Origin of the sequence: Sphingobium sp. CR2-8 (assembly GCF_035818615.1) — a bacterium.
Classification (GTDB): domain Bacteria; phylum Pseudomonadota; class Alphaproteobacteria; order Sphingomonadales; family Sphingomonadaceae; genus Sphingobium.
In genome coordinates this window covers 1533395-1560070 of sequence record NZ_JAYKZY010000002.1, presented here as the reverse complement: position 1 = coordinate 1560070, position 26676 = coordinate 1533395, and the positions used below count along the sequence as shown (strand labels likewise).

The 26676-nt window shown below is 64.3% G+C and carries 29 protein-coding genes; 16 read left to right on the top strand and 13 right to left on the bottom strand.

All coding sequences use genetic code 11. From position 1 onward, the window contains the following. The 10 genes from tsaB to U5A82_RS11515 all read left to right on the top strand — a co-directional run bounded on the left by tsaB (position 1) and on the right by U5A82_RS11515 (position 8658). On the top strand, positions 1 to 627 hold the full coding sequence (tsaB, locus tag U5A82_RS11560; protein ID WP_326291001.1) for a tRNA (adenosine(37)-N6)-threonylcarbamoyltransferase complex dimerization subunit type 1 TsaB: 627 nt from the start codon (positions 1 to 3) through the stop codon (positions 625 to 627). Beyond that, a complete protein-coding gene (locus tag U5A82_RS11555) occupies positions 624 to 1103 on the top strand; it encodes a GNAT family N-acetyltransferase (protein WP_326291000.1) in 480 nt (159 codons plus the stop codon). The genes tsaB and U5A82_RS11555 overlap by 4 nt, the downstream gene beginning before the upstream one ends. Before the next feature lie 112 nt (positions 1104 to 1215). Further along, positions 1216 to 1641: a Ros/MucR family transcriptional regulator gene (locus U5A82_RS11550; protein ID WP_326290998.1), complete on the top strand. Its 426-nt coding sequence runs from the start codon at positions 1216 to 1218 to the stop codon at positions 1639 to 1641. 124 nt (positions 1642 to 1765) lie between these two features. Beyond that, positions 1766 to 2188: a Fur family transcriptional regulator gene (locus U5A82_RS11545; protein ID WP_326290996.1), complete on the top strand. Its 423-nt coding sequence runs from the start codon at positions 1766 to 1768 to the stop codon at positions 2186 to 2188. Positions 2189 to 2264: 76 nt separating this feature from the next. After that, positions 2265 to 2951 carry a lysophospholipid acyltransferase family protein gene (locus U5A82_RS11540; protein ID WP_442802209.1) on the top strand — a complete coding sequence of 229 codons (687 nt, stop codon included), beginning with the start codon at positions 2265 to 2267 and terminating at the stop codon, positions 2949 to 2951. A gap of 8 nt (positions 2952 to 2959) precedes the next feature. Beyond that, positions 2960 to 4324 carry a tRNA (N6-isopentenyl adenosine(37)-C2)-methylthiotransferase MiaB gene (gene miaB, locus U5A82_RS11535; RefSeq protein ID WP_326290994.1) on the top strand — a complete coding sequence of 455 codons (1365 nt, stop codon included), beginning with the start codon at positions 2960 to 2962 and terminating at the stop codon, positions 4322 to 4324. A 121-nt stretch (positions 4325 to 4445) separates the two neighbouring features. Further along, positions 4446 to 5450 carry a PhoH family protein gene (locus U5A82_RS11530; RefSeq protein WP_326290992.1) on the top strand — a complete coding sequence of 335 codons (1005 nt, stop codon included), beginning with the start codon at positions 4446 to 4448 and terminating at the stop codon, positions 5448 to 5450. A 27-nt stretch (positions 5451 to 5477) separates the two neighbouring features. Further along, on the top strand, positions 5478 to 5987 hold the full coding sequence (gene ybeY / locus U5A82_RS11525) for an rRNA maturation RNase YbeY (RefSeq protein WP_326290991.1): 510 nt from the start codon (positions 5478 to 5480) through the stop codon (positions 5985 to 5987). A gap of 45 nt (positions 5988 to 6032) precedes the next feature. Continuing rightward, positions 6033 to 6974: a hemolysin family protein gene (locus U5A82_RS11520; protein WP_326290990.1), complete on the top strand. Its 942-nt coding sequence runs from the start codon at positions 6033 to 6035 to the stop codon at positions 6972 to 6974. Between the two features lie 196 nt (positions 6975 to 7170). After that, on the top strand, positions 7171 to 8658 hold the full coding sequence (locus tag U5A82_RS11515; protein ID WP_326290988.1) for a DUF2142 domain-containing protein: 1488 nt from the start codon (positions 7171 to 7173) through the stop codon (positions 8656 to 8658). Here U5A82_RS11515 and U5A82_RS11510 read toward each other — a convergent pair. From U5A82_RS11510 to U5A82_RS11495, 4 genes are read right to left on the bottom strand one after another with little or no spacing between them, the layout of a single operon-like run. Next, positions 8638 to 9273, bottom strand: coding sequence for a phosphatase PAP2 family protein (locus U5A82_RS11510; RefSeq protein ID WP_326290986.1), 636 nt, complete (start codon positions 9271 to 9273; stop codon positions 8638 to 8640). The two genes, U5A82_RS11515 and U5A82_RS11510, sit on opposite strands and share 21 nt — an antisense overlap. Next, complete coding sequence (gene lpdA, locus U5A82_RS11505; RefSeq protein ID WP_326290984.1) at positions 9251 to 10648, bottom strand: dihydrolipoyl dehydrogenase; 1398 nt, start codon at positions 10646 to 10648, stop codon at positions 9251 to 9253. Before lpdA ends, U5A82_RS11510 begins: the two co-directional genes overlap by 23 nt. 30 nt (positions 10649 to 10678) lie before the next feature. Next, positions 10679 to 11080, bottom strand: a complete 402-nt coding sequence (locus U5A82_RS11500) for an acyl-CoA thioesterase (RefSeq protein WP_326290982.1) — start codon at positions 11078 to 11080, stop codon at positions 10679 to 10681. Further along, positions 11080 to 12393 (bottom strand): pyruvate dehydrogenase complex dihydrolipoamide acetyltransferase, encoded by a 1314-nt coding sequence (locus tag U5A82_RS11495; RefSeq protein WP_326290980.1) that lies wholly within the window; start codon positions 12391 to 12393, stop codon positions 11080 to 11082. Before U5A82_RS11495 ends, U5A82_RS11500 begins: the two co-directional genes overlap by 1 nt. 181 nt (positions 12394 to 12574) lie before the next feature. On the opposite strand from U5A82_RS11495, the gene U5A82_RS11490 reads away from it, so the two are divergent. After that, complete coding sequence (locus U5A82_RS11490) at positions 12575 to 13030, top strand: universal stress protein (protein WP_326290978.1); 456 nt, start codon at positions 12575 to 12577, stop codon at positions 13028 to 13030. 64 nt (positions 13031 to 13094) lie between these two features. On the opposite strand, the gene rnr is transcribed toward U5A82_RS11490, so the two are convergent. After that, a complete protein-coding gene (gene rnr / locus U5A82_RS11485; RefSeq protein WP_326292916.1) occupies positions 13095 to 15440 on the bottom strand; it encodes a ribonuclease R in 2346 nt (781 codons plus the stop codon). 76 nt (positions 15441 to 15516) lie between these two features. Between rnr and U5A82_RS11480 the strand changes: the two genes are divergently transcribed. Next, complete coding sequence (locus U5A82_RS11480; protein WP_326290976.1) at positions 15517 to 15921, top strand: cupin domain-containing protein; 405 nt, start codon at positions 15517 to 15519, stop codon at positions 15919 to 15921. A 270-nt stretch (positions 15922 to 16191) separates the two neighbouring features. Here the strand turns inward: U5A82_RS11480 and U5A82_RS11475 are convergent, their stop codons facing one another. Continuing rightward, a complete protein-coding gene (locus tag U5A82_RS11475) occupies positions 16192 to 16341 on the bottom strand; it encodes a hypothetical protein (RefSeq protein WP_326290974.1) in 150 nt (49 codons plus the stop codon). 163 nt (positions 16342 to 16504) lie between these two features. On the opposite strand from U5A82_RS11475, the gene purS reads away from it, so the two are divergent. Further along, a complete protein-coding gene (gene purS / locus U5A82_RS11470) occupies positions 16505 to 16738 on the top strand; it encodes a phosphoribosylformylglycinamidine synthase subunit PurS (protein ID WP_093012502.1) in 234 nt (77 codons plus the stop codon). Between the two features lie 3 nt (positions 16739 to 16741). Then, positions 16742 to 17416, top strand: coding sequence for a phosphoribosylformylglycinamidine synthase subunit PurQ (gene purQ, locus U5A82_RS11465; RefSeq protein WP_326290970.1), 675 nt, complete (start codon positions 16742 to 16744; stop codon positions 17414 to 17416). A 309-nt stretch (positions 17417 to 17725) separates the two neighbouring features. On the opposite strand, the gene U5A82_RS11460 is transcribed toward purQ, so the two are convergent. The 5 genes from U5A82_RS11460 to wecB form a co-directional block, all read right to left on the bottom strand. Beyond that, positions 17726 to 19864 (bottom strand): GumC family protein, encoded by a 2139-nt coding sequence (locus U5A82_RS11460; RefSeq protein WP_326290968.1) that lies wholly within the window; start codon positions 19862 to 19864, stop codon positions 17726 to 17728. Next, the gene (locus tag U5A82_RS11455) at positions 19864 to 20571 is read right to left on the bottom strand and encodes a polysaccharide biosynthesis/export family protein (RefSeq protein ID WP_326290966.1); all 708 of its coding nucleotides are present in this window, start codon (positions 20569 to 20571) and stop codon (positions 19864 to 19866) included. Before U5A82_RS11455 ends, U5A82_RS11460 begins: the two co-directional genes overlap by 1 nt. Before the next feature lie 102 nt (positions 20572 to 20673). Further along, complete coding sequence (gene wecC, locus U5A82_RS11450; protein WP_326290965.1) at positions 20674 to 21969, bottom strand: UDP-N-acetyl-D-mannosamine dehydrogenase; 1296 nt, start codon at positions 21967 to 21969, stop codon at positions 20674 to 20676. A gap of 90 nt (positions 21970 to 22059) precedes the next feature. Beyond that, a complete protein-coding gene (locus tag U5A82_RS11445; protein WP_326290964.1) occupies positions 22060 to 22296 on the bottom strand; it encodes a hypothetical protein in 237 nt (78 codons plus the stop codon). Between the two features lie 175 nt (positions 22297 to 22471). After that, on the bottom strand, positions 22472 to 23599 hold the full coding sequence (gene wecB, locus U5A82_RS11440) for a non-hydrolyzing UDP-N-acetylglucosamine 2-epimerase (protein ID WP_326290962.1): 1128 nt from the start codon (positions 23597 to 23599) through the stop codon (positions 22472 to 22474). Between the two features lie 138 nt (positions 23600 to 23737). On the opposite strand from wecB, the gene U5A82_RS11435 reads away from it, so the two are divergent. Continuing rightward, complete coding sequence (locus tag U5A82_RS11435) at positions 23738 to 23863, top strand: hypothetical protein (protein WP_326290960.1); 126 nt, start codon at positions 23738 to 23740, stop codon at positions 23861 to 23863. 9 nt (positions 23864 to 23872) lie between these two features. Here U5A82_RS11435 and U5A82_RS11430 read toward each other — a convergent pair whose 3' ends face one another. After that, positions 23873 to 24733, bottom strand: coding sequence for an ABC transporter permease (locus U5A82_RS11430; RefSeq protein ID WP_326290958.1), 861 nt, complete (start codon positions 24731 to 24733; stop codon positions 23873 to 23875). A 117-nt stretch (positions 24734 to 24850) separates the two neighbouring features. Here U5A82_RS11430 and U5A82_RS11425 point away from each other — a divergent pair, with 117 nt between their 5' ends. After that, a complete protein-coding gene (locus tag U5A82_RS11425) occupies positions 24851 to 25552 on the top strand; it encodes a GcrA family cell cycle regulator (RefSeq protein WP_326290957.1) in 702 nt (233 codons plus the stop codon). A 156-nt stretch (positions 25553 to 25708) separates the two neighbouring features. On the opposite strand, the gene U5A82_RS11420 is transcribed toward U5A82_RS11425, so the two are convergent. Then, the gene (locus tag U5A82_RS11420) at positions 25709 to 26551 is read right to left on the bottom strand and encodes an outer membrane protein (protein WP_326290956.1); all 843 of its coding nucleotides are present in this window, start codon (positions 26549 to 26551) and stop codon (positions 25709 to 25711) included. Between the last annotated feature and the right edge of the window lie 125 nt (positions 26552 to 26676).

Sequence of the window (26676 nt, the reverse complement as noted above, 5' to 3'; positions counted from 1 at the left end):
TTGCGTCTTCTGGTGATCGACACAGCGACCCAGGCCTTGTCCGTTGCACTGTTGGAGGACGGGACGCCGATCGGTGGTTTCCACGAGGTCGTGGGACGCGGTCATGCCGAAGCGCTGTTGCCCGCGATCGCCGCCTTGCCAAACGGCGGACGCGCCGATGCCATCGCCGTGGACGTCGGGCCAGGCAGTTTCACCGGCGTGCGCATCGGTATCGCTGCGGCACGCGCATTGGCACTGGCCTGGCATATTCCCCTACATGGCTATAGCGCGCCGTCGCTGATCGCGGCGAAGGCGGCGCAGGATCATGGCGACAGCCCGATCGCCGTCACCATCACCGGGGGGCATGGCGAATTATTCTGGCAGAGCTTCACGGCCGACGGGATGGTTGCGACCAGCGCCATCCTGTCCACGCCGATCGCACAACTGGCAGAAGCGATGGACGCGCCCGTCATCTACGGCACGGGCGCGGAGGCGCTGGTCACGGCGCGCGGCCACGGTGCGGCCGTCAACCTCTATCCCGATGCAACCGATTATCCCCTGATCCGGCACCTGACGCCGCTCCCGCCCAGCCCGATCTATGGGCGAGGCGCAGACGCGATGACCATGGCGGAGCGCGCGGCACCATGACCCCGAACATGCAACTGGACATTTACGACGAAGGCGAGCGCAACGCGCTGGCCGATGCGATGGATGTCATGGTCAACGCGTTCGATCCCGCGTTCGGCGAAGCGTGGACCATGGCGCAATTGGCCGGCGTGATGATGATGCCGGGCACATGGCTGACGATCGCCCGGCTGGATGCAGCGCCGCTTGGCTTTGCGCTGATACGATCGGTGCTGGATGAATGCGAATTGCTGCTGCTGGCTGTCGATCCGATCTGGCGCGGGCGCGGTATTGGCGAGGCATTGTTGCGGCATAGCCTGCTCACCGCGCGGCGACGGGGCATCATGTCGATGAATCTGGAAGTGCGTTCGACTAATGAGGCCGTGAAACTCTATGAGAAAAGCGGGTTCGAATATGTGCATCGTCGTCCTGGTTACTATCGCGGAAACGATGGTCAACTTCACGATGCGCTAAGCTTTCGCATCGATATGCTCGCATGATATACTCAGCTATTGCGAAATTGTCCTACAAGGTCTAGCGAGCAAATTCCGCTCTTGAGATATGTTCCCCGGGCGGGTCGCACAATAATATAGCCCAGTAGGAAACTGCAAAATGGAAACCGAATCGGCCCAGAGCGAGCTGCTCATTACTTTGACATCGGATATTGTGGCTGCGCATGTCTCCAACAACAGTGTTGCTGTCTCTGACGTATCTTCGCTGATCCAGAATGTGCACGCCGCGCTTGCCGGTCTTAGCCAGCCTCCTGCTGCACCGGAAGTGAAGCTGGAGCCTGCCGTTTCGGTCCGTTCGTCGATCAAGCCCGACTATATTATCTGTCTGGAAGACGGCAAGAAGCTCAAAATGCTCAAGCGCCACCTGATGACCCATTATCAGATGACGCCCGACGATTATCGCGCGAAGTGGAGCCTGCCGGCCGACTATCCCATGGTTGCCCCAAACTATGCCGAACAGCGCCGCGATCTAGCGAAGAAAATCGGGCTGGGCACCAAGCGTCGGCGCGTCCCGCGCGCGAAGTAATTCGCCTGGCTCATCGGAAAGCCCATATAGAAGGGGCGCATCGCCGATGCGCCCCTTTCCTGTATCGGCAAAAGTCGCTAGGCTTGTGCCAACCTTGTCGCATCAAGCCATTAAGCGAGCCTGCATGAACCGCAAAATCGACGTCGAAGCCCTGTGTCATGAAAAGGGGCTGCGGATTACCGAACAGCGCCGGGTGATCGCCCAGGTGCTGAGCGACGCCACCGACCATCCCGATGTGGAGGAATTGCATCGTCGTTCCGCCGCGATCGACACCGGCATTTCGATCGCTACCGTATATCGTACCGTCCGCCTGTTCGAAGAAGCGGGCATTTTGGACCGGCATGATTTCGGTGACGGCCGCGCCCGCTACGAAGCGGCGCCCGAATCGCATCACGATCATCTGATCGATGTCGAAACCGGCAACGTCATCGAGTTCGTCGACCCCGAACTGGAACAGTTGCAGAAGCAGATCGCCGAGAAGCTGGGCTTCCGCCTGGTCGACCATCGCATGGAATTGTACGGCGTCGCGCTCGATCGGAAGAACTGACCGATTGAGCGGGCTGCGCCTGACGCTGCGTGTCGCGGCGCTGATCGTCAGCCTGATCATTTGCCTGATACCGCATATGGCGTGGCGCATCGCGCGCCGCCCCTCCCCCTGGCCGCGGCGCTTTCTGGCGTTGGCGGCCCGATCAGCAGGTGCGCGGGTGCGCATCAACGGGCAACCCCATGATGGCGACATGTTTCTGCTCGCCAATCATGTCAGTTGGATCGATATATTGGTGCTGGCCGGGGCGACGGGCGCAGCGTTCGTCGCGCATGACGGCATCGCGCGCTGGCCGGTGATCGGCTGGCTGGCAGCGCAGAACAACACCGTCTTCGTCGCGCGCGAAAGACGCGGCGCGCTGTCGGGTCAGATCGACGCCTTGCGCGCGGCGATGCTGGGGCATCAGCCCGTGGCTCTGTTTCCCGAAGGCACGACCAGCGACGGCAGCAGCCTGCTGCCGTTCAAGCCGTCGCTGCTGGCAGTGCTGCTACCGCCTTCACGCGCGGTGATGATCCAGCCTGTCCATATCGACTATGGCGTCCATACCGCCGAAATCGCCTGGCATGGCGATGAAGGGGCCGGGGCGAATGCGAGGCGGATATTGGGGCGTAAGGGGCGGCTTGACGTCACCCTGCATTTTCTGCCGCCTTTCGATCCCGCCGCCTGCGCCGATCGCAAGGCCATCGCCGCTTTGGCGCGCGACCGCATCGCACAGAGCATCGCTGCACATCAGCACCCTTCCGCTCCGCCCCTGCGGCCTGTATAGCAGGACCGATGAATTGTACCGACGCCCCCAAAAATCCTGCCAAGACGACACCGGCGACTTTCCAAGTCAAATCCTTCGGCTGCCAGATGAACGTCTATGATGGCGAGCGCATGGCCGAAATGCTGGGTACGCGCGGCATGACGGCGGCGGCGGAGGGCGCGGACGCCGACCTCGTCATCCTCAACACCTGCCATATTCGCGAAAAGGCGGTGGACAAGGTCTATTCCGACATCGGCCGCATGGTGCGTGAGGATGGGACGCGCCCGATGATCGCCGTCGCGGGCTGCGTCGCGCAGGCGGAGGGCAGTGAAATCCAGCGCCGGGCGCGCACGGTCGACATCGTCGTGGGACCGCAGGCCTATCACCGCCTGCCCGAGTTGATCGAGCAGGCGGGCCGTGGCGAGGCGGCCGTCGATACCGACATGCCGCTGGCGTCGAAATTCGGCGCCCTGCCCGCGCGCACCAAGCAGGCGCGGCCGACCGCCTTCCTGACGATCATGGAAGGGTGCGACAAATTCTGCACCTATTGCGTGGTGCCCTATACGCGCGGCGCGGAGATCAGCCGATCGTGGACCGCGATCCTGGACGAAGCCAGGGCGCTGGTCGATGGCGGCGTGCGGGAGATCACGCTGCTGGGCCAGAATGTGAATGCCTGGACCGGTGAGGACCATAAGGGCCGCATCCAGGGCATGGACGGACTGGTCCGCGAACTGGCCAAGATCGGCGACCTCAAGCGCATCCGTTACACCACCAGCCATCCCAACGACATGAGCGACGGCCTGATCGCCGCGCATGGCGAAGAGGCCAAGCTGATGCCGTTCCTGCATTTGCCGGTGCAGTCGGGCAACGACCAGATCCTCAAGGCCATGAACCGCAGCCACAGCGTCGAAAGCTATCTGCGCATCATCGAACGGGTGCGCGCGGTTCGGCCCGATATCGCGGTGTCGGGCGACTTCATCGTCGGCTTTCCCGGCGAAACGGACGCGCAGTTCGAGGATACGTTGAAGATCGTGGAGCAGGTGCGTTATGCGCAATGCTACAGCTTCAAATATAGCCCCCGCCCCGGTACGCCGGCCGCCGACATGGATCATCAGATCCCGGCGGACGTGATGGACGATCGGCTCGCGCATTTGCAGGCGGCGATCAACCGGCATCAGGTGGATTTCAACGCCGCCACCGTCGGGCGCAGCACCGATATCCTGCTGGAGCGCAAGGGGCGCTATCCCGGCCAGTTGATCGGCAAGACGCCCTGGCTCCAGTCCGTCCATGTCACCGTGCCCGAATTGTCCATCGGCGACATGGTCGAAGTCGATATCATCAGCGCCGGCCCGAACAGCCTGGCCGGCGAACCCAGCAGGAGGAAGGCCGCTTGAACCAAAACACCGTCGTTCCAGCATATGCAGGAACCCATCTCCGACCCTGTCCACCAGGATCGAACGGCGGAAGATGGATACTCGCCCTGGCGAGGATGACGGACGGGAAAAGGGGCTGACCATGAGCAAGAAACCGAATCATCACCACCGCGAAGCCGTCGCCGAAAAGGCGCGACTGGAAGTGACCTTCGAAAAGCCACATCTGCTGGGCACGTTGTTCGGTCAATATGACCGCAATCTGGTCGCCATCGAAAATCGGCTGGGCGTTTATATCGCCGCGCGGGGCAACAAGTTGCAGATCGAGGGGGAAGCCGAAGCCGCCGCGCGCGCGCGCGACGTCATGACCGGCCTCTACAACCGGATCGTCGCGGGGCAGGAAATCGACACCGGCGCCGTGGAGGCCGTCATCGCCATGTCATCGGAACCCACATTGGACGGCATCATCCGCCACGACGTCGCCGAACCGCCCAAGGTGATGATCCGCACGCGCAAGAAGACGATTGTCCCGCGATCCGCGACGCAGGTCACCTATATGGAGGCGCTGAACCGCAACGACATCATCTTCGCGCTGGGGCCAGCAGGCACCGGCAAGACCTATCTGGCGGTGGCTCAGGCGGTCAGCCAGCTCATCACCGGCAGCGTCGACCGGCTGATCCTTTCACGTCCCGCAGTGGAAGCGGGCGAGAAGCTGGGCTTCCTGCCCGGCGACATGAAGGAGAAGGTCGATCCCTATCTCCGCCCGATCTACGACGCGCTGCACGATACGCTGCCTGCCGAGCAGGTGGAACGGCGCATCGCATCCGGCGAGATCGAGATTGCGCCGCTGGCCTTCATGCGCGGCCGTACGCTGGCCAACGCGTTCATCGTGCTGGACGAAGCGCAGAATACGACCATCGCCCAGATGAAGATGTTCCTGACCCGTTTCGGCGAAGGCAGCCGCATGGTCATCTGCGGCGATCCCAAGCAGGTCGATTTGCCACAGCCGGGCATATCGGGCCTGGCCGACGCGGTCGCGCGGCTGGATGGCGTGGAGGGCATCGCGATGGTGCCGTTCGGCATAGCCGACGTGGTGCGCCATCCGGTGGTCGGGCGGATCGTGCAGGCCTATGAGGGGCCGGATGCCTGACCTCCGGCGTAATGGAAAGAAAGTTGCATGATTGAAGTCGCCGTCCTGCACGACCAAGGCTGGCCCGATACGGACTGGGCGTTTCTGGCCCAGCGCGCTGTCGCCAGCGCGATTGCGCACAGTCCCTATGCGGCGTTCGCCAGCGATCAGACGCTGTATGAAGTGGCGGTCAAGCTGACCTCCGACGAGGAGGTCCATAGCCTGAACCGCGCCTATCGCGACAAGGACAAGCCGACCAACGTCCTGTCCTTCCCGATGGTACAGGACGACCTGCTTCAGGCCACGGCCAACACCGACGATGGCGAAGTGCTGCTGGGCGATATCGTGCTGGCCGAAGGGGTCTGCGCCGCCGAGGCGGCGGAAAAGGGCATCTCCGTTGCCGACCATGCCACGCATCTGATCGTCCATGGGACTTTTCATTTGCTTGGATATGATCATATGGACGACAATGAAGCCGAAGCTATGGAGGCGCTGGAAACGGCGGCTCTGGCAAGCATCGGCCTTTCCGATCCCTATGGGGATCGACAGAGCGTTTAGCAGTCGCGTTTTTGGGAACGCGCGGACAGGGGACTAAGTAGGATCATGGCTGACGGCAGTCCGAAGGACGGCACCGCTTCGAAAGAAGGGGACAGTAGCAACGAGGGCGGATTATGGAGCGGTATCAAGTCGCTCCTGTTCGGTGAAGGCGAGGAAACCAGCCTTCGCAAGGAGCTGGAAGAAGCCCTCGACGACTATGACGAAGAAGAGCAGGACGAAAATGGCGCCGCGCCCGCGAAGGGCGACCTGTCGGCCATTGAGCGGCAGATGGTGCGCAACCTGCTTCATTTTTCCGAACATACGGTGGATGATGTCGCCGTGCCGCGCGCCGACATCATTGCGATCGAGGAAACGGCGAGCTTCGCAGACTTGGCCGACCTGTTCGCGGAGGCCGGACACAGCCGCGTGCCGGTGTATCGCGGGACCCTCGACACCATCGTCGGCATGATCCACATCCGCGACGCCTTCGCGATTCTGGCGGGCAAGGCCCCGGTGCCCGACACGCTGGAACCGCTGATCCGCCAGCCGCTTTATGTGCCTGAAAGCATGGGCGCGCTGGACCTGCTGGCAGAAATGCGCGCCAAGCGAACGCATCTGGCCATCGTGCTGGACGAATATTCCGGCACCGAAGGCCTGTTGACGTTCGAGGATCTGGTCGAGGAAATTGTCGGCGACGTCGAGGACGAGCATGACGATGCGCCCGAGGCGATGTTGGTGCCGCTAGACGGTGGCCTGTGGGAAGCCGACGCCCGCGCCGAACTGGACGATGTCGCCAAAGACATCGACGAGAAGCTGGGCGATGTCGAAGAGGATGTGGACACGCTGGGCGGACTGGCCTTCGTGCTGGCTGGCCGCGTACCTGAGCCGGGTGAGATACTGGACCATGCGCCCAGCGGCTGGAAGCTGGAAATCGTCGCGAGCGACGGCCGCCGCGTGACGCGCCTGCGTTTGCATCCACCGGTCGAGAAGGAAGAACCGGAGGCATAATCCGCCTGCCTGCGCCATTTTCGACGCAAGAGCGAAATGTTAAGTCTGGGCTGTTAGTCACAGGTCGCAGGCGTGACCCGCGTGCAGCCGGGCCTTTCCGCTAAGAAAGCTTGTCGGATCGGGCCGACATCGATCGGCGGAGAGGTTCACGCGCATTTAAACGGTCCCGCCGACGGACCATCAGACATGGCAGGCGATGCGAAACGAACGAAGCAAATTGCAGGGTGGCGGTAGCGCAGACATGGTGGTCGCCGCATCGTGGACGCCGATCGAAACTCTGTTGTTGGCCCTGCTATGTGCCGCCACCCTGTTCTACACCATCGTCACCCCGCCCTTTCAGGCGCCGGACGAGAACCAGCATTATATGAAAGCGCTGGCGTTGGCGCAGGGCGATATGCTGACCGAGCAGCGGGGCAAGTCCATCGGGGTCGACCTGCCCCGCGCAGCGCTGGATATTCATCGCGTGGATTTTCCGACCGAGGTGCCACCGACTTCCCGCAGCTTCGATCGCGCACAGATTGCCGCCAGTGCGGAGGCGGATGCAGGACGGCCCGGCATGGCCTTTGCGGACTTCCCCAATGTGGCGAGCTATGCGCCGACCCTTTATGCGCCCGGCGCGGTCGGGCTGATGCTGGGCAAGGCGATCGGGCTGCCGTGGATCGATATCTTCTATGCCGGGCGGCTGGTGAATGCCCTGACCGGGCTGGCCCTGCTGATCGCCGCCTTGCGCCTCTTGCCTTTCGGCCGCAACGCCATGCTCACCACCGCGCTGCTGCCGACCTTCGCCTATCAGACCGGATCGCTTTCACCCGATGCAGTGATCAACGGCCTTGGCTTTCTGGGCCTGGCGCTGGCGCTGCGCACCGGTTTCATGGCGGCTTCCCCTGCCCGTTCGGTCGCGTTGCTGGTGACCGCGCCGCTGCTGGCGCTGTGCAAGGGCGTCTATCTGCCACTGGTCGCAGCGGGCCTGCGCTGGCAACAGCATCGCTATGACCGACGGCCGGGGCTGATCCTGGGCGCGGGGGCGCTGGGGGCGATCGTCTTCATCGGCTGGATGCAGATGTCGGGTGGGAGCCAAGCGCTCTATTCCATCCGTGCGCGCGACACCGGCGTGTCGGTGATGACCGCGCCGCTGCGCGACCAGTTGGCCGTTATCCTGCACGATCCGCTGGCCTATGGTAGTATCCTGACGAGCAGCATCATCGAGCGCGCGCCGGTCTATCTGTTGCAGATCGTCGGGCGTTTCGGCTGGAACGCGATCCTGCTGCCGCTGGCGGCCTATGTGCTGGGCGCTGTAATGCTGGTCGCGGGCGTCGCGAGCGGGACCAGCACGCGGTTCGGGATCGGCCAGCGGCTCTGGTGGCTGGCGGTCGCGGCGGGCGTGGCCCTGCTGATTGAAACCGCCATGTACCTGACCGGAACGCCGCTGGGTGCAGATTATATCCAGGGAACGCAGGGCCGCTATTTCCTGCCGATCCTGCCGCTGGCGTTGATCGCCCTGTCCCCTGCCCAACCCGTTCGGGGCGCGCGACGGATATTTGCGATCAGTGCGATCCTGCTGTCGGGCATCGCCGCCGCCACGGTGTTCGATAGTTTCTGGGTACATGGTTTCATCACAAGCGACGGGATGCCGCCACATGACAGCATCGGCCGGGCGCTACTGCTACCCTCGCCCCGCTGGTAGCCAGACGCGGCAGAAGGCGAGCCAGCCCAGCCCCTCGATCCAGCCGGCGGTGACGTCGCTGGGCCAATGGACACCAAGCCAGACGCGACTGACGCCGATGAGCGCGATCATCACGGCAGCGGCCCCATAGCCGCTGCGGCGCGCCACCAGCATCGCGAGCGCGCCGAAGAACATCATGTTGCCCGCCGCATGACCGCTGGGAAAGCTGTAGCTGTGGACATTGTCGAGATGCGGCAGCAGGTCCGGACGCGGCGCGGCGAATATCTGCTTGAGGATGAGGTTCAGCGCCGTGCCGCCCGCCATCATCGTGGCGAGCCACAGCGCGCCGCTGCGTCGTCCGACCCAGAGCAGCGATCCGATGGCCACGGTCAGCAGCACCAGCCTGCCCGCCGTTCCGCCGACAGCCGAAGCGATCCGCATGGGAAGGGTAAGATGCTGGCCCATAGCGCTATCGCGCGCTACGCCAGCCCCTTGCATCAGCCCGACATTCAGTCCGTCGAGCCATCCGGCCTTCTGCATCAGCGCGATCGCCCATACGCAAAAGAGCGCGAGAGCCAAAGCCCCCGCGCCTTTCAGGATCGATGTGCGGCGATCAGATATGGAGCGCACGGCCATAAGCCGCCAGCACGCTTTCATGCATCGATTCCGAGATGGTCGGATGCGGGAAGACGGTGTGCATCAGTTCCGCCTCGGTCGTCTCCAGCGTCTTGCCGATGGTATAGCCCTGGATCATTTCCGTGACTTCCGCACCGATCATGTGCGCGCCGAGCAACTCGCCGGTCTTGGCGTCGAACACCGTCTTGGTGAAGCCTTCCGCTTCGCCCAGCGCGATCGCCTTGCCATTGCCGATGAAGGGGAACATGCCGACCTTCACGTCGTAACCCGCTTCCTTCGCTTTGGCTTCGGTCAGGCCGACGCTGGCGATCTGCGGGTGGCAATAGGTGCAGCCCGGAATGTTGCGCGGGTCCATGGCGTGGGGATGCTGGCCCGCAATGGCTTCGGCGGTGATGACGCCTTCATGGCTCGCCTTATGCGCCAGCCATGGCGGCGCGGTGATGTCACCGATCGCCCATAGCCCTTCGACATTGGTGCGGCACATCTCGTCGGTCTTGAGGAAACCGCGATCGTCCACGTCGACACCCAGTTCCTTAAGGCCAATGTCGGCGGTGTTAGGAACGATGCCGATCGCGACGATCATATGGCTGAACTCGGCGGCGCTTTCCTTGCCCGCCTTGTCCTTCAGCTTGGCGGTCACGCCATTGGCGCCGACCTTGATATCACTGACGCCTGCGCCGGTCAGGATGGTCATGCCCTGCTTCTTGAGCGCCTTTTCCAGGAAGGCGGAGACATCCGCATCCTCGACGGGGACGATGCGGTCCATCATTTCCACGACGGTCACGTCTGCGCCCATGTCATTATAGAAGCTGGCAAATTCGATGCCGATCGCGCCCGATCCGATGACCAGCAGCTTGCTCGGCATTTCGGGCGGGGTCATCGCATGGCGATAGGTCCATACGCGCTTGCCATCGGCAGGCGTACCGGGCAGGTCGCGGGCGCGAGCGCCGGTGGCGAGGACGATGTTCTTGGCCGTCAGTTCCTCGGTCTTGCCGTCCTTGGTGACGCTAAGCTTGCCCTTACCGGTCAACTTGCCGTCGCCCATATGGACGGTGATCTTGTTCTTCTTCATCAGGTGCGTGACGCCCTGATTCAGTTGCTTGGCGACACCGCGCGAGCGCTTCACCACCGCTGCGATGTCGGCGCTGATCTTTTCGGCGGCCAGGCCATAATCGCCTGCATGCTGCATATAGTGATAGATTTCCGCCGAGCGGAGCAGCGCCTTGGTCGGGATGCAACCCCAGTTGAGGCAGATGCCGCCCAGATTTTCGCGCTCGACGATCGCGGTCTTGAGGCCCAGTTGGGCGGCGCGGATCGCGGCGACATAGCCACCGGGGCCGGAACCCAGAACGATGACATCGTAATTCTCAGCCATGGTCATTCTCGCTTATTTGTCTTGATAGGATCACGCGCCCGGCAGGGGCGGAACGGAACGGGGCTGACGATCCTCGCCGATCGCCACGAAGCTGAAGGTCGCATGGGTCACGCGATAGGAGCGGTCGTCGTGGCGCGCCCGGCGCCAGGCTTCTACATAGATTTTCATCGATGTGCGCCCAACGGATTTGAGGGTTGCGAACACCGACACTTCATCGCCGACCACGACCGGGCGGAGGAAGGTCATGCCTTCCACCGCAATGGTCACGGCACGGCCATGGCTGTGCCGGGCGGCGACGGAACCCGCCGCCGAATCCATCCAGCTCATCAACCAGCCGCCGAAAATATCCCCATAGGGATTGGTGTCGGTCGGCATGGCGATGACCCGAACCGCGGGGCTGATGTCCGGCGGGATTTCGTCGACATACGCCATCAGGCGAGCATGCCGATCGGGTTTTCGACCAGTTCGCGGAACGCCTTCATCAGGCGGGCGCCGTCCGCGCCGTCGATCGCGCGATGGTCGAAGCTGCCGGTGGCCGACATGACGGTGGCGATCTGAAGCGAGTCATCGACCACGAAGGGCCGCTTTTCGCCCGCGCCGATCGCCATGATCATCGCCTGGGGCGGGTTGATGACGGCTTCGAACTGCTTGATGCCGAACATCCCCATGTTCGACAGCGACGCGGTGCCGCCCTGATATTCTTCCGGCTTCAACTTGCCGTCCTTGGCACGGGCAGCCAGATCCTTCATGCTTTCCGAAATGGCGGCGACGCCCTTGCTGCCCGCATCGGTGACGATCGGGGTGATGAGGCCACCGGGGATCGACACGGCGACGCTGATGTCGGCGCGCTTGAACTGGAGCATCTGGTCGCCTGCGAACTGCACGTTGCATTCGGGCACCTGGAGAAGCGCGACGCCCAGTGCCTTGATCAGCAGGTCGTTGACCGACAGCTTGACGTTGCGGCTGGAGAGGCCCGCATTGAGTTCGCCGCGCAGCTTGAGCAGCTTGTCGAGCTGGATATCCACCGTCAGGTAGATGTGCGGCACCTGCTGCTTGGATTCGGTCAGGCGGCGCGCGATCGTCTTGCGCATGCCGCTCAGTTTGACGAACTCATGCGGGATGCCGAAGTCCTGCGCCGCGGCGGCAACCGGTGCGGGCGCGGCGGCGGCGGCAGGGGCCACAGCGGCGGGAGCAGCCGCCGGGGCAGCAGCGCCGGGCTTCGCCCCGTCGATATCGGCCTTCACGATACGGCCATTGGTGCCGGTGCCGGTGATGCTGGCCAGATCGATGCCCTTGGCTTCGGCAAGACGACGCGCCAGCGGGCTGGCCTTCACGCGGTCGCCCGACGTGACGGCAGGCGCGGCAGCGGCCTTGGCTGGGACGGTGTCGGCTTTGGGTGCGGCAGCTTCGGTCTTTTCGGGGACGGCGTCGGCCTTTGGCGCGGCGTCGGCGGAGGGCGCTGCGGCCTTGTCGCCACCGGCAGCGACGGTGGCTGCGTCTTCGCCCTCTTCGGCGATGATGGCGATCACGGTGCCGACCTTCACGCCTTCGGAGCCTTCGGCGACCAGTATCTTGGCGACGACGCCTTCATCGACCGCTTCGAATTCCATCGTCGCCTTGTCGGTTTCGATTTCCGCCAACAGGTCGCCCGACGAAACGGTGTCGCCCTCCTTCACCAGCCATTTGGCCAGCGTCCCTTCCTCCATGGTCGGGGACAAAGCGGGCATCTGGATCGTCTTGCTCATGCTTTCGGGCCTCTTCTTGGCTTTACGGCTTTCTTCGTTGGTGCCCGTTTTCACCCATTCGCCGGATCGGTCAAGGGACGCCTTGCCAGAGACGCATTTATGGCTCACATTTCACCTCTATGGTTAGTTGCACCTTTCTGATGCAACATCGGGCCATAATTCATGCGAGGGGCGACAGGACGTGCGGACATATCTGGTTGTCGTGGACGAATCGCCGGAGGCCGAAACCGCGCTGCGCTTTGCCGCGCGGCGCGCCGCCAAGACAGGTGGCGCCGTCCGCATCCTAGCGCTGATCCCGCCCGCCGAATTCGTACAATGGGGCGGCGTGCAAGCGACGATGGAAGATGAGGCGCTGCAACGCGCCGAAGCGCTGGTGACGAGCGCGGCGGGCACGCTGACCGATGAATCCGGCATCCGCCCCAGCATAACGGTGCGCCAGGGCGACGCCGTGACCGTGGTGCGCGGCACCCTGGAGGAAATGGAGGATGTCGCGGCGCTGGTGCTGGGTGCGGCGGCGAGCGGCAATCCGGGCAAGCTGGTGACGCATTTCGCCGGGCCGGATGCAGGTAAACTGCCCTGCCCGCTGATGATCATTCCCGGCGGGCTGGACAGCGATGCGATCGACCGGTTGAGTTGAACGCGTCTTTGCAAGCGCAGCGCTTATGGATTGCTTCGCTACGCTCGCAAATGACGACGGCCCATTACCGTTTATGCTTGCCCCGTTTCGCGCCGATATGACGGATGTTGGTCGGGCGGCCGCGCTTGACGCCGGGGCGGGTGCGGTCGCGCTTCATCGGGCCGCCGCGAGGCGCGGGACTGTCGGGCAGTTCGAAGCGGAGCGATCCGTTGATCGGGTCCGCCTCCGCCAGCCGCAGTTCCAGCCGCTGGCCCACCGTGTAGCGATCGCCACTGTCCGCGCCCTGCAGGGCCTTGCCCGCTTCATCATAGTGGAAATATTCGCCGCCCATGGTCGACACCGGCACCAGCCCGTCGCCACCCAACCCGTCGACCGTGGCGAAGAAGCCGAAATTCTGGACGCCGGTGATGCGCGCCTTCACGATTTCGCCGACATGCGCCGCCAGATAGGCCGCGACGTAACGATCGACGGTCTCCCGCTCCGCCTCCATCGCGCGGCGTTCATGGCCGGAGATCATTTCGCCGACCCGACCCATATTCTCATAATCGTCCTGGCTGAGCGAGGAGCGGTCGGGGATGCTCTTGTCCTTGGGCGCGGGAAGGTCCAGGCCGTAGGCGCCGACCAATGCGCGATGCACCAGCAGGTCCGCATAGCGGCGAATGGGCGAGGTGAAATGGGCGTAGCTGCCGAGCGCCAGGCCGAAATGCCCCATATTTTGCGGACCATAATAGGCCTGGGTCTGGCTGCGCAGGATCTGCACCATGATCTGCTCCTTCTCCTCCAACTCCGCGACCTTACGGATCAGCGCGTTGAAGGTCGCGGGGCGGATCACTTGGCCCAGCGCGAAGTCGATGTCGAAGGTGGCGAGATATTCCTTGAGCGAGACTAGTTTCTCGCGGCCCGGCGCTTCATGAACGCGGTACATGACAGGCGCCTTCTTCGCCTCCAGCGCCTTGGCCGCCGCGACGTTGGCGGCGATCATATAATCCTCGATCAGCATATGCGCGTCGAGCCGTTCGCGCACGGCGACGCTCACGATCTTGCCATGTTCGTCCAGCACCACGCGCCGTTCGGGCAGGTCGAGCGCCAGCGGATCGCGCACGTCCCGTGCTTTGCGGAGCAGTGCCCAGCAAGCCCAGAGGGGTTTGAGGGCGACGTCCAGCAGCGCGTCCGCCTGCTCGCGCGAGGCTGTCGGAGCAGGCTCAAGCTCTGCGCCGTCGATCGCCGCCTGCGCATCCTCATAGGCCAGTACCGCCGCGACGCGGATCACGGCGCGCGTGAAGCGCCATGCCGTGACCTTGCCATTGGCGTTGATCGTCAGATGGCAGGCCATCGCCGCCCGATCCTGGCCCGCGCGGAGCGAACACATGTCGGACGAGAGTTCGTGCGGCAGCATCGGCACAACCTGATCGGGGAAATAGACGCTGTTGCCGCGCTTGCGGGCTTCCTTGTCCAGAGCGCTGCCGGGGCGGACATAATAGCTGACGTCGGCGATGGCGACGATCGCCCTGAAGCCGCCGACATTGCCTTCATCCTCGTCGGGTGTCGCCCAGACCGCGTCGTCATGATCGCGCGCGTCGGACGGATCGATCGCGACGATCGGCAGATGGCGCAGATCCTCACGCTTGTCCTCATGCAGCGGCAGGGCCGACGCCGCCGTCGCTTCTTCTTCCACCCGGTCGGGGAAGACATGGGGGATGCCATGTTTGTGGATAGCGATCAGACTGAAACTACGCGGGGCGAAGGGGTCGCCCAGAATATCGGTGACGCGGGCGAAGATGCGTGGCGGGCGGCCATGCGGTTCGGCCAGCACGAGGTCGCCGGGCTTCGCGTCGCCCACGTCGCTGATCGGTGTATCCTTGCGGATGCGCTTGTCGACCGGGCGGAGCCATAGCTTGCCGTCAGCCAACACCTCCACCACGCCCAGCAATTCCTCGCTGGCCTTGGCGAGCTTCTTCATGACGTGCGCGACATAGCCGCGCCCGGCCTCTTCGGTGCGGGCAAGTATGCGGTCGCCAATGGTGAGGGCGCCACGCTTGCCACGCTCCAATACGCGCAGGCGGGGCGCGGGCTGGCCTTCGGCTTCCCACCGCTCGGGGGTGGCGATCAGGGTCGTGTCGTCCACATCGATGATGCGCAGCACCGTGATCTTGGGCACGCCGCCCATCTTGTGGAAGGCGCGGGCGGGGCCGAGGTCGATCAGACCTTCGTCGGCCATATCCTTGAGCAGGGCTTTGAGCGCGATCTTTTCCTGACCCTTGAGCCCGAACGCCTTGGCGATTTCGCGCTTGCCGGCTGGCTGGTCGGACGTAGTGATGAAGTCCACCACTTCGTCGCGGGTGGGGAAGCCGGCGGGGCGGACTTTCTTGCGGGGGGGCGCGGATGTCTTGTTCTTCGGGGTCGATGCCATGGACCAGCTATAGGGACGCGCCGCCGCCGATACCAGCGATATGGCGGAGCAGGCGGGCCGGTTCGTTGGATGGCGCATGAACGCCCTGATCCTGATCGCCGCCGCCAGCGTCGCCACCCCTGCCCCATTGCCTGCACCCGTCGAGAAGGCGGGGGCGGAACATTATGTCTGGGGTGGGGTCAATGACGGCTGGCATCTGGTGAAGCGGGACGATCTGTCGGTGATTGAGGAGCGTATCCTGCCCGGCTCCAGCGAAGTGCGGCATTATCACGCACGGGCGCGGCAGTTCTTTTACGTGCTGTCGGGCGAATTGACGATGGAGGCGGCGGGGCAGACGCATAAGCTGATGGCGGGCCAAGGGATCGAGATCGCGCCGGGGGTTCCGCATCAGGCGCAGAACCGGAGTGACAAGCCGGTCGAGATACTGGTCACGTCCAGCCCCAAAAGCCATGGCGACCGGGTGGAAGCGCCGCTGCCATAAGCGGCAGATGTTGGAAATCCGGCGCTTAACTTCGCACATTTCCCGCTGGTTTCGACATTTTAATGTGCGATTTGGTTATTTTATTTTCAACAGGTCAGGTGCTTGCATCCGCGTGGACGGACTGGCTCTGCCATATCCATAGGAAGGCGGATAGGACAGGCATCACGAAAGTAGCGGCAAGCATCACCCCGATTAACGCTGCTATCCTTAGCGATCCGGCGCGTCATGGCCTGAGATGCCAGCCTGCGCTGGCATGACGGCTATGAATGCTCACCGATGCGCGCGGTAGCCGATCAGCAGGCCGAAACAGAAGGAGGCGAGCAAGGCCAGGCGCACTTTGCCGTGCGGATCGGTATAGCCCACCGCCTGCTCTCCCCATGCGAAAAGCCCGACGAACATTGCCAGCGCCAACCCGGACATGATGCGCGTTCCTCATCCCGACATTATGCAGGCAGCATAGCGCCATGCTGGCTAAGAAAGTCATAATGGCTTGCCTCCGCGCCGCGCCACGCCTAGGGGAGCGGCAAAGTTTGGCCCTGCGCATGTTGCGCGGCGCCGGTCGATTCTGAGGAGTCCACGTCCCATGAAAGCCCGCATCTTCGTCACCCTCAAGGGCGGTGTCCTCGATCCGCAGGGCCGGGCGATCCAGCATGCGCTGGGCGGTCTGGGTTTCGACGGGGTCAACGACGTGCGCGCGGGCAAGCTGATCGAACTGGACCTGGCGGACGGCACCAGCGACGAGGATATCGACGCCATGTGCCGCAAGCTGCTGGCCAACACGGTGATCGAAAATTACCGCATCGAAAAGGTCGCCTGAGCCATGAAGAGCGCCGTCATCGTCTTTCCGGGCAGCAATTGCGACCGCGACCTGGCGGTGGCGTTCGAGGCCGCGACCGGAACCAAGCCGGAGATGATCTGGCACCGCGACACCGAACTGCCCGACGACATCGACCTGATCGGCGTGCCGGGCGGCTTTTCCTATGGCGACTATCTGCGGTCGGGCGCGATGGCGGCCCGTTCGCCAGTGATGCAGGCGGTCGCCAAGGCGGCGGAACGCGGCGCGTTCGTGCTGGGCATCTGCAACGGATTCCAGGTGCTGACCGAAAGCGGCCTGCTACCCGGCGCGCTGCTGCGCAATGCGGGTGGGCATTTCGTGTGCCGCGACGTGGCGCTGACGGTGGAAAATGCGCAGAGCGCCTTCACCAGCCGCTACGATGCGGGCGAGACGATCAGCTTCCCTGTCGCCCATCATGACGGCAATTATTTCGCTGACGATGCGATACTCGACCGGCTGGAAGGCGAAGGCCGCGTGGCGCTGCGCTATGGCGAAAGCGTCAATGGGTCGGCGCGCAACATCGCGGGCATATTGAACGATGCAGGCAATGTGCTGGGCATGATGCCCCACCCCGAACGCGTGATCGAAGCGGCGCATGGCGCGACCGATGGGCAGCGGCTGTTCCAGGGGATCGTCGAAGGGTTGATGGCGCGGGCCTGACCGCAACGGCCAGTGATGATCTGAAAAAAAGCCCACCGTGCCCATGGCGCGGTGGGCTTTTGCGTTGTCGTCATCTTAGCGAAGGGCAGTATCTCATGCGGCGTGACGCGTCATGGCCTGATACCAAAATGCGAGGATGTTGACCCATAGGGCGGTTCCCCGGCGCAGGTCGGGGCCCAGTCCCGTGCTCAGAACTGGACCCCGAGCTGCGCCGGGGAACAACTGGCTATAGGTTCCTATCAATGCAACTTGGTATGATACCCCGGCCTGCGCTGGGGTGACGGGCATGACATGGATAGTCTGTCTCCATCACCCGCCGCGATGATAGTCGTAATCGATCGAGCGGCCCTGTTGCTTGGTCAGGATCGCACCGATGATGGCGCCACCGCTGCGGCGCAGGCGCTCCACGGCCGTGCGCAGGCCGCCATGATGGTTGCGGCCCCATTCGACCACGAGCAGGCTCGCCTGCGCCTGCGCCGCGAGCAAGGGGGCGTCGCCCGCGCCCAGGATCGGCGGCGCGTCGATCAGCACCGTGTCGTAGGAATTGCGCACGGCGGCGAGCAGCCCGGCGAGCGCGGGGGTCGAGAGCAATTCGGTCGGATTGGGCGGCAATGTGCCGCACGGCAGCAGGGCCACCCCCGCCACGCCGCTTTCCATGATGACATCCTGCGCCGTGGCCTGGCCGGTCAACACTTCGCTGATGCCCCGCACGGGCGAGAGGCGGAACAGGCGGTGCTGCACCGGGCGGCGCATGTCGCCGTCGATGACCAGCACGCTCTTGCCCAGCCCCGCCAGCGCCAGCGCCAGCGCATGGAGAGTGAGCGACTTGCCCTCCCCTTCCTGCGCGCTGGTGACGAGGATGGAGCGCGGCAGACCGTCCGCCGACGCCAGCAATAGCGAGGATGCGATCGGGGTGAAGATGTCCGGCGGCTGCGGATTGTCGCCGGTTACCGGGACCGCGCCCAGAAGCGGCAGTCCCACCCGTTCCGCCAGCGTGTCGGCGGAGGTCACGGCGTCGTCGAACATATGGCGCGCGGCCACCAGCAACAGGCCCAGCACTAGCCCCCCCAGCGACGCCAGCAGCAGGATCACGCCGATCCGGGGCGAAAAGGGCTGAGTCGGCACCGCGGCGCGATCGAGCGGCTGGATGCGTCCGGCCTGGAAACCGGCCTGCGAGGCCATGTCGCGATAACGCTGGAGCAGGCTGTCATGCAGCATTCGGTAAGTATCGACCGATCGTTCCATGATGCCGGTCTGAACGTCGCGCCCCTGTTCGACCTGCGCCTCTCGTTCGAGCTGCGCGATTTCCCTGGCGATCTGCTGCTCGCCGCGCACGGCGACATTATATTGTTCGCGCAGCGACGCGCGGATGGTGCTGGCCATGGAATTGGCCTGTTCATCCAGCGCCGACAGTCGCGCGCGGGCTTCGCGCATTTCGGGATGGGCGTCCTTGCGGAACTGCCGTTCTTCGGCGACTTCGGCGCGGGCCTGTGCGCGCTCCGCCATGATCTGTTGCATGGCGCCGTTGCCCAAAACTTCGGGCAACGTGTCCGCGCTGGTGCGGCGGGCGCTTTCCCAGCGTTTTTGTGCGGCGATGCGATCGGCGGCGGCCTGCGCACGGAAGGCATTGAGTTGTGCGAGGCGAGTCGCGACAGACCCCTCGGGCGCGGGGGGCTTGGCGGGCTTAGTGGTTTTCGCCGCATCCGGCTGGTCCTGGCCCGGCTCGATCGGCGCGCCATTGCGGGCGACATAGACCGCCAGATCGCGCTCGGCGCGGGCCAGATCCTTGCGCGCGGCGTCCAATTCACCCAGCAGGAAGCGGCGCGCCTGTACGCCGGATTCGAACCCGCGCTTGAGATCGGCGCGGATCAGGCTGTCGGCGTAGCTGTTGGCGATGCGTGCGGACAATACGGGGTCGGCGCTGACGAAGCTGATGCGCAGCACGCGGGACTTGCCGGGGAGCTCCACTTCCAGATTGTCGTGGAGCAGCCGGACAACCGCGTCCTGCTCCACCTGCCGCTGCGACAGGGTGCCGACGCCTTCGACCGGGCGCGGACGATCCATGCCCTTGAAGAAAGTGGGGGTGCCGACGAGCGACAGGTCGCGGGCGACATCTTCGGCCAGAGCGCGGCTGCGCAGCACCTCCAGTTCGGTTTGCATCAGGGTTTCGGTGTCGGTCGTCGTACTGGCCCGCTGCGCGGCGGCGGACCCGGCGGCACCGGCGGGCACATCCTCCACCTCTATCGAGGCGGTGGCGCGATAGTCAGGGGTCGACGTCAGGATGACGATCGCACCAGCCAGCAGGCTGAGCGCCATGGTGACGAACAGGATGACGCGATGGCGGCGCAGGACCAGCCAGCCGCGATGCGCGGCGATGGAGAGGCGCGCGCCCAGGCCATTGGCGGCCAGGTCGGCATCGTCACGCGCGGGCAGAGATACAGGCGCCATCATCGGCCTCCGTCCAGGGCGATGAAGCCCGTTGCCAGCGCGGGAATGGCGAGCAAGGCGCCGCCCAATATCGCCTTGGCGCGCGACAGGCCGACGACGACCCGGTCGCCCGGCAGGATTTCAGGATCGGCAGCCTCGCCCTTGCGGATGGCGGCAAGGTCGAACAGGGCGGCCTGACGCTGGCCATCCATCTGGCGGACGATCACCACCTGATTAAGGCCTGCAAGGCGCGTCGGCCCCTTCGCCAAGGCGACGGCCTGGAGCAGGGTCAGCCGCCCTTCGACCGGATAGAGGCCGGGTTCGCGCACTTCGCCGTCCACCGTGACGCGGCGGCCGACGGCTTTCTTCACGAACAGCGTGACCTGCGGCGAAACAAGATAGCGTTCGCCCAGCCGCCCGGCGATGACGTCGCTGGCTTCGCTGGACGTGAGGCCCGCGATCGACACGTCGCCAATCAGCGGCATGCGGATCATCCCCGCCGCCGTCACCTGCGCATCTTCCAGCGACAGGTCGGGTTCGTGATAGACCTGAATGCGCAGCACGTCGTCCGGCGCGATGCGATAATCCATGCCGACGGCAGGCGCGGGCGGGATCGCCGCATAGGCGGCCTCGCCACGCGGTGCATCCTCGACCGTCGTGCAGGCAGCCAGCGACCCGCAAGCGGCCAGCGCGACAATGGATAATTTTATGCTTTTCGTGCGCTTCATCCGCGCTTTCGCCCCGTCATGACCCTGTTGATGCCGGGGGGTAACGAGGCGGCGCGGTGATGGCAACCACGGACGGGACGGATGGAACCGACCCGTCGTTCTTCAGACAGCCAGACGACCAGGCGCGGGTTGAGCCAGGCGGCGCGGCTGGTCGGGCCAGATACCCCTGGTGTCATAGACAGCCTTATCGGCGCGCTCGTCGACGGGGACAGATTTGAACATGTCATGATCCACAAGAATGACGAACACGCCACATTGTTCCAGTGCCGTATCGAGATCGATCAGTTCCGCGCCCGTTCCGGCAAATTCCATCGGCAGCGCCTGGGCATAGGGTTCGACCAGCTTGACCCGGCGGCCATAGCGGCGGGCCAGGCGCGCGGCGACCTTTACCGCCGGGCTTTCGCGGAAATCGTCGATATTCGCCTTGAATGCGAGGCCGAGACAGGCGACGTCCTCATCGCCGAACGCGTCGATCAGGTCGGACGCCTTGGCCACGACATAGTCGGTCTTGCCGTCATTCACTTCGCGCGCGGTGCGAATGATGCGGGCATTTTCCGGATCGCCATGGACGATAAACCAGGGATCGACAGCGATGCAGTGGCCGCCGACGCCTGGCCCCGGCGACAGGATATTGACGCGCGGGTGACGGTTGGCGAGGCGGATCACCTCCCACACATCGATGTCCATATTTTCCGCGATCACCGACAATTCGTTGGCGAAGGCGATATTGACGTCGCGAAAGCTGTTTTCCACCAGCTTCACCATTTCGGCGGCGCGGGCGGTGGTGGTGATGCAGGCGCCACGCACGAACTGACGGTAGAAGCCCAGCGCCTTGCGCGCGCAGCGGGGCGTAATGCCGCCGATGCAGCGATCATTGTCGATCAGTTCGACCAGGATGCGACCGGGGAGCACCCGTTCGGGGCAATAGGCTATGGCGATGTCGCCCGCTACGCCGACGCCGGGCATTTTGAGATCAGGACGCAGACCGCCGATCACGTCGCGCATCGCTTCGGTCGTGCCGACCGGCGAGGTGGATTCGAGGATCACGGTGTCGCCCGCCTTCAGCACCGGAGCGATCGTGCGGGCGGCCTTCAGGACGTAGCTGATGTCGGGCGCGCGATCTTCCGATACCGGGGTGGGCACGGCGATGATGAAGACGTCGCTCTGTTCGACGTCCAGGCTGGCGCGCAGATTGCCGCGCGCCACGACGCCCTGGACCAGGCCGTCGAGATCGACTTCCTCGATATGAACGCGACCGCTATTGACGGTTTCGACCACATGGGCGCTGACGTCCACACCCACCACCTGCGCGCCGCCACGGGCGATCAGCGCAGCGGTGGGCAGGCCGATATAGCCAAGGCCAATGACGGAAACCTTCTGCTTGGCGTCGACGGGCATGAGGTGGACAATCCTTCAAACGGTGAATTTGACCGCTTTCCTGCCCGAAAATGCTGAAGATTTCGGTAACGCTTGGTCACCTGCCTGCGCTTAGCGGTAGCGCGGGACGGGCTGGCGCGCCATGTGCATCGGCGAGCGGACGACGGGCGTGGTGATGATCTTGTTCTTCATCAGCGTGCGGATGCGTTCCGCGCCATCGGGATTGAGCAACACCACGCGCGTGCCGCCCGACGACAGCGGCTCTATGGTCGAAATCGCGACCGAATGGCGGGTGCAGAGCGCAGTGACATCGTCCAGCGCGGCGTTGAGATTGATAGCGCGGCTCATGCGGGCAGTTCCGAGCGGCTGGCGGTCGGGTGGCGGCGAATTGATATCATCATGAGACAAGCTCCTTGCTTGGCAAGCGGGAGCGCGAAATGTCTCTCGGTCGCGGCGAATGCTTGCGGGCAGATTTCGCGGCGATGCCGCCGGGTAGCAGATGGCGGCCCAACAGTCGCCGCTTTTATTCCCGCGCGCGCGCCCCTGCCCCGATGATCGCCGCGATCCGGGCCGCCGCCTGGCCGTCGCCGAAGGGATTATGGGCGCGGGCCATGGCGTCATAGGCGTTCTGATCGTCCAGCAGCGCCAGCACTTCGCGCACGATCCTGTCGCGATCCGCGCCGACCAGGCGAGCGGTGCCCGCCTCCACCCCTTCGGGCCGTTCGGTCGTTTCGCGCATCACCAGCACCGGCTTGCCGAGCGAGGGGGCTTCTTCCTGCACACCGCCGCTATCGGTCAGCACCAGATGGGACAGGTCGAGCAGGCGGACGAAATGGGGATAGTCGAGCGGTTCGATCATCGCGACATTGGGCAGGTCGCCCAGCACCGCGTCCATCACCGGCCGGACATGGGGGTTGGGATGGACGGGGAAGATCACCGCCACGTCGGGGCGCGCGGCGATATCCGCGATGGCACGGGCGATCGCCTCCATCCCGCCGCCGAAATTTTCGCGGCGGTGGCTGGTGACGGCGACGATCCGCTTGCCCGCGAAACGGGCGGCCAGATCATCCAGGCCGCTGGCGAGAGCGGGCTGCGCCAGCACCCGGTCGCGGGTCACCAGCAGCGCATCGATCACCGTGTTGCCGGTGATATGGATGCTGGCAGCGTCGCGGCTTTCGGCACGCAGGGCGTCGGCGGCGGCCTGCGTCGGGGCGAAGTTCATGTCGGCTATGCAGGCGACAACGCGGCGGTTCACCTCTTCGGGCCAGGGATGGTGGATGTCGCCGCTGCGCAGGCCCGCTTCCACATGGGCCACGGGGATCTTGCGATAATAGGCGGCAAGGCTCGCCACCATGGTGGTCAGCGTATCGCCATGGACGACGATGCGGTCGGGCTTTTCCGCGTCGAACGCCTTGCCCAGTTCCACGATCAGCTTGGCCGTCAGCCCGTCCAGCGTCTGGTTGGGCACCATCACGTCCAGATCGATGTCCGGCACGATCCCGGCGATGTCCAGCACCTGATCGAGCAGGCCGCGATGCTGCGCCGTCACGATGACGCGCGTGTCGACGCCCGGCTGTGCGCGCAGGGCATGGACGACGGGAAACATCTTGATCGCTTCGGGGCGCGTCCCGAACACTAGCGCTACCTTCACATCATGTCCTTTGCGTCGCCTTTGCCGGATCCGTGTCGCAGAAATTGGTAACCAGCCGCTGAACATCCAACCGGATTCGTTGATGTAGCGACGGGACCGCCCTATCATCGCCCACGGACAAGATCGACGGGATGGAATGTGAGCGACGAACGGAATGAGCCGCGTGACGGCGACAGGTTTCCCCGCCTGCATCATTGGCTGATCGCGGCGGTGACTCTGTTCTGCATGGGCATCATTGTGCCGCTATTTGCGGCGTTCATCTGACAGGGTGCGTCAGGCCTTGATCTTCCAGCCGCGTCGCAGCAGCGTATAGCACAAGCCACCCAGGATCAGGTTGAGGCCCAGAAGCACGCTGCTGCCCACCACCACATTGGTGTCCGCCGCCGCGACGAAACCATAGCGGAAGCCGGAGATGATGTAGAAGAAGGGATTGGCGTGACTGATCCCCTGGAACAGCGGAGGCAGACGGTCGATCGAATAGAAGGTTCCGGACAGCAATGCCAACGGGCCGATCACGAAATTGGTGATCGCCGCGCCATGATCGAACTTTTCCGCCCAGATCGAGGTCAGGACGCCCAGGAAGGCGATGAAGCTGGTGCCGAGCAGGCCGAACCAGACCACCGCCCACAGATGGGCTGGTGTCACATGGACGCCCGGCCACAGCGCCATCGCCAGCCATAAAGCGAAGCCCACCATCACGGCGCGCGTCACCGAAGAGGCGACCAGCGCAAACAGCAATTCGGCCACCGCGATTGGCGGCATCAGGTAGTCGACCAGCGTCCCCTGCACCTTGCCCACCATCAGCGCGAAGCTGGCATTGGCGAAACAGGCGTTGATCATGCCCATGATGATGAGGCCGGGCGCGATGAAATCGGCGAACGGCACGGCAACCCCGCGCAGCAAAACCGTGCGCCCGCTGCCGCCCAGCGCCACGATGAAGATGATGAGGAACATGAGGGTCGTGATCGCGGGCGCCCACACCGTCTGCAACTGCACCTTCATGAAACGGCGCACTTCCTTGGCATAAAGCGCCCAGGTGCCCGCCCAGTTGACGTTGCGGATCTGCGGCACGCCCGGTTCCGGGAAAGGCGGGCGGACCGATGGTGCGGCGTGAATTTTGGGCTGGTCGTTCATGGTCGGATCGACTATCGGCTGGTCCGTTGTGCTGCAAGGGGAAAGGTCCAAGGATTTGAACCTGCGCGCTGTGCTTCCCATATAGGAAGCCATAGAAGATTTGTGAGGAGTTTTTCATTGTCCTGGACCGACGAGCGTATCGACCAGCTCAAGGGGATGTGGGAGCGCGGCCTGACCGCCAGCCAGATCGCCGACGAACTGGGCGGGGTCAGCCGTAATGCGGTGATCGGCAAGGCGCACCGCCTGGGCCTGCAGTCCCGCCCTTCGCCTGTTAAGGCGAACGACGCGCCCAAGAAGGCGGCCGCCCCTGCCCCGCGTAAGCCCGCCCCCGCGCCCGAGGTGGAAGCGCCCCGCGCCGTAGCGCCGGTCGCGCCAGCGCCTGCCCCGGTCCGCGCACCCGTCGCCGCGCCGACGGCGGCCCCCGCACCTGCGCCCGCCGCAGCAGCGACGCCCGCCGCCGACGCGCCAACGCCGACGCCGCAGCCGCGCATCATTTCGGTCGGTCCCGGCGGCTTCCTGCGCCAGGGTCCGGGCGACCAGCAGGCACCGATCCCGCCTGCGCCGCCGCGTCGCCTGGTGCCAGCCAAGCCCAGCGCCGAAATCGCCGACAAGACGACTTTGCTCGACCTGACCGAGCGGATCTGCAAATGGCCGATGGGCCATCCGGGTGAGCCGGACTTCCATTTCTGCGGCGAAGCGGTGAACCCGGGCTTCCCCTATTGCGTCGAACATTGCGGTCGCGCCTATCAGGCGCAGTTGCCGCGTGGGACGCGTCGTCCGCCCCCGCCGCTGCCGTTCGGCGGTCCGCGCGTCCGCTGATCGACGCCTTCCTATCCATAGGAAAGGGCCGCCCCGATGGAGCGGCCCTTTTTTCGTCCGGATAACGGGTCGGGCGATCGCCACACCGACATTTTACCGCAGGCATAGAAAAGGGGGCCGGTTCATGGAACCTACCCCCCTTGATTTTTTCGATGATCAGAAGCGGTAGCTGGTGGTGACCATCACGCTCTGCGTGTCGAACTTGTCGCCGCGATTGATGCTGGCGCCGCCCGACGGTGTGATGCGGAACGGGTTGGTCGCAGGAGCGCTGCCCGCACCGACGTCGACGCGATAATCGCCCGTGTTATAGCGGGTCCAAAGATAGCGTGCGCCGATCGAGAAATGATCGGACACCTTGGCTTCGATGCCGCCACCCATATTGTAACCCCATGCCTTTTCCTCGGCATTGGCCGGGGTGAAGCTGTTGGCGGTGTTGCTCGTGCGGAAATAATTCTGCACCTGCGCATAGGACACGCCTCCGGTGATGTACGGCATGATGCCGCCGGGCGTGGTGTAGCCGACGCGCAGACGGCCATTAGCGTTCCAGTCGAGCTTACGACGCATGGTGTAGAAGGCCGGGGTGGTCGAATATTCGCTCACCTTGTCGTCGATAAACGTCTTGCCACCTTCCAGTACGGCGCCGACAACGAAGCTGCCGAACTGCTTGTCATAACCGACATGGCCCAGCCAGCTGATGGCGTTCTTGTCGTCGTTGCAGCCGCTGGCAGGCGTCGGCCCGCGTGCCGCGCCACCACAGGTGCCGGGCGAAAAGGCGTTCGCGCCGGTGGTGGTGCGGATGACGTCGTTATAATTGCCGTCGGCATTGGTGTCGAACCGCAGATGTTCGCCACCATCCTTTTTCTGCCAGGTCTTACCGAAGGACACGCCGACATAGGGACCGGTCCAGTCGACGGCACCGCTATCCTGCGCGGCGGCCGGCATGGCTGCCATGGCGATCGCAAAGGTAGCGCCCAGTGGCGCGATCAGTTTCAGCTTCATAAAATAAGTCTCCTCGCCTTATGCGGAGGTAATCGTCTCCACATTCCCGGCGCTAACGATCCTCGTGGCAAATTTGTTGCATCGCACTTTGTGACATTTGATTGCCCCTGTGGCCGCGATGCAAC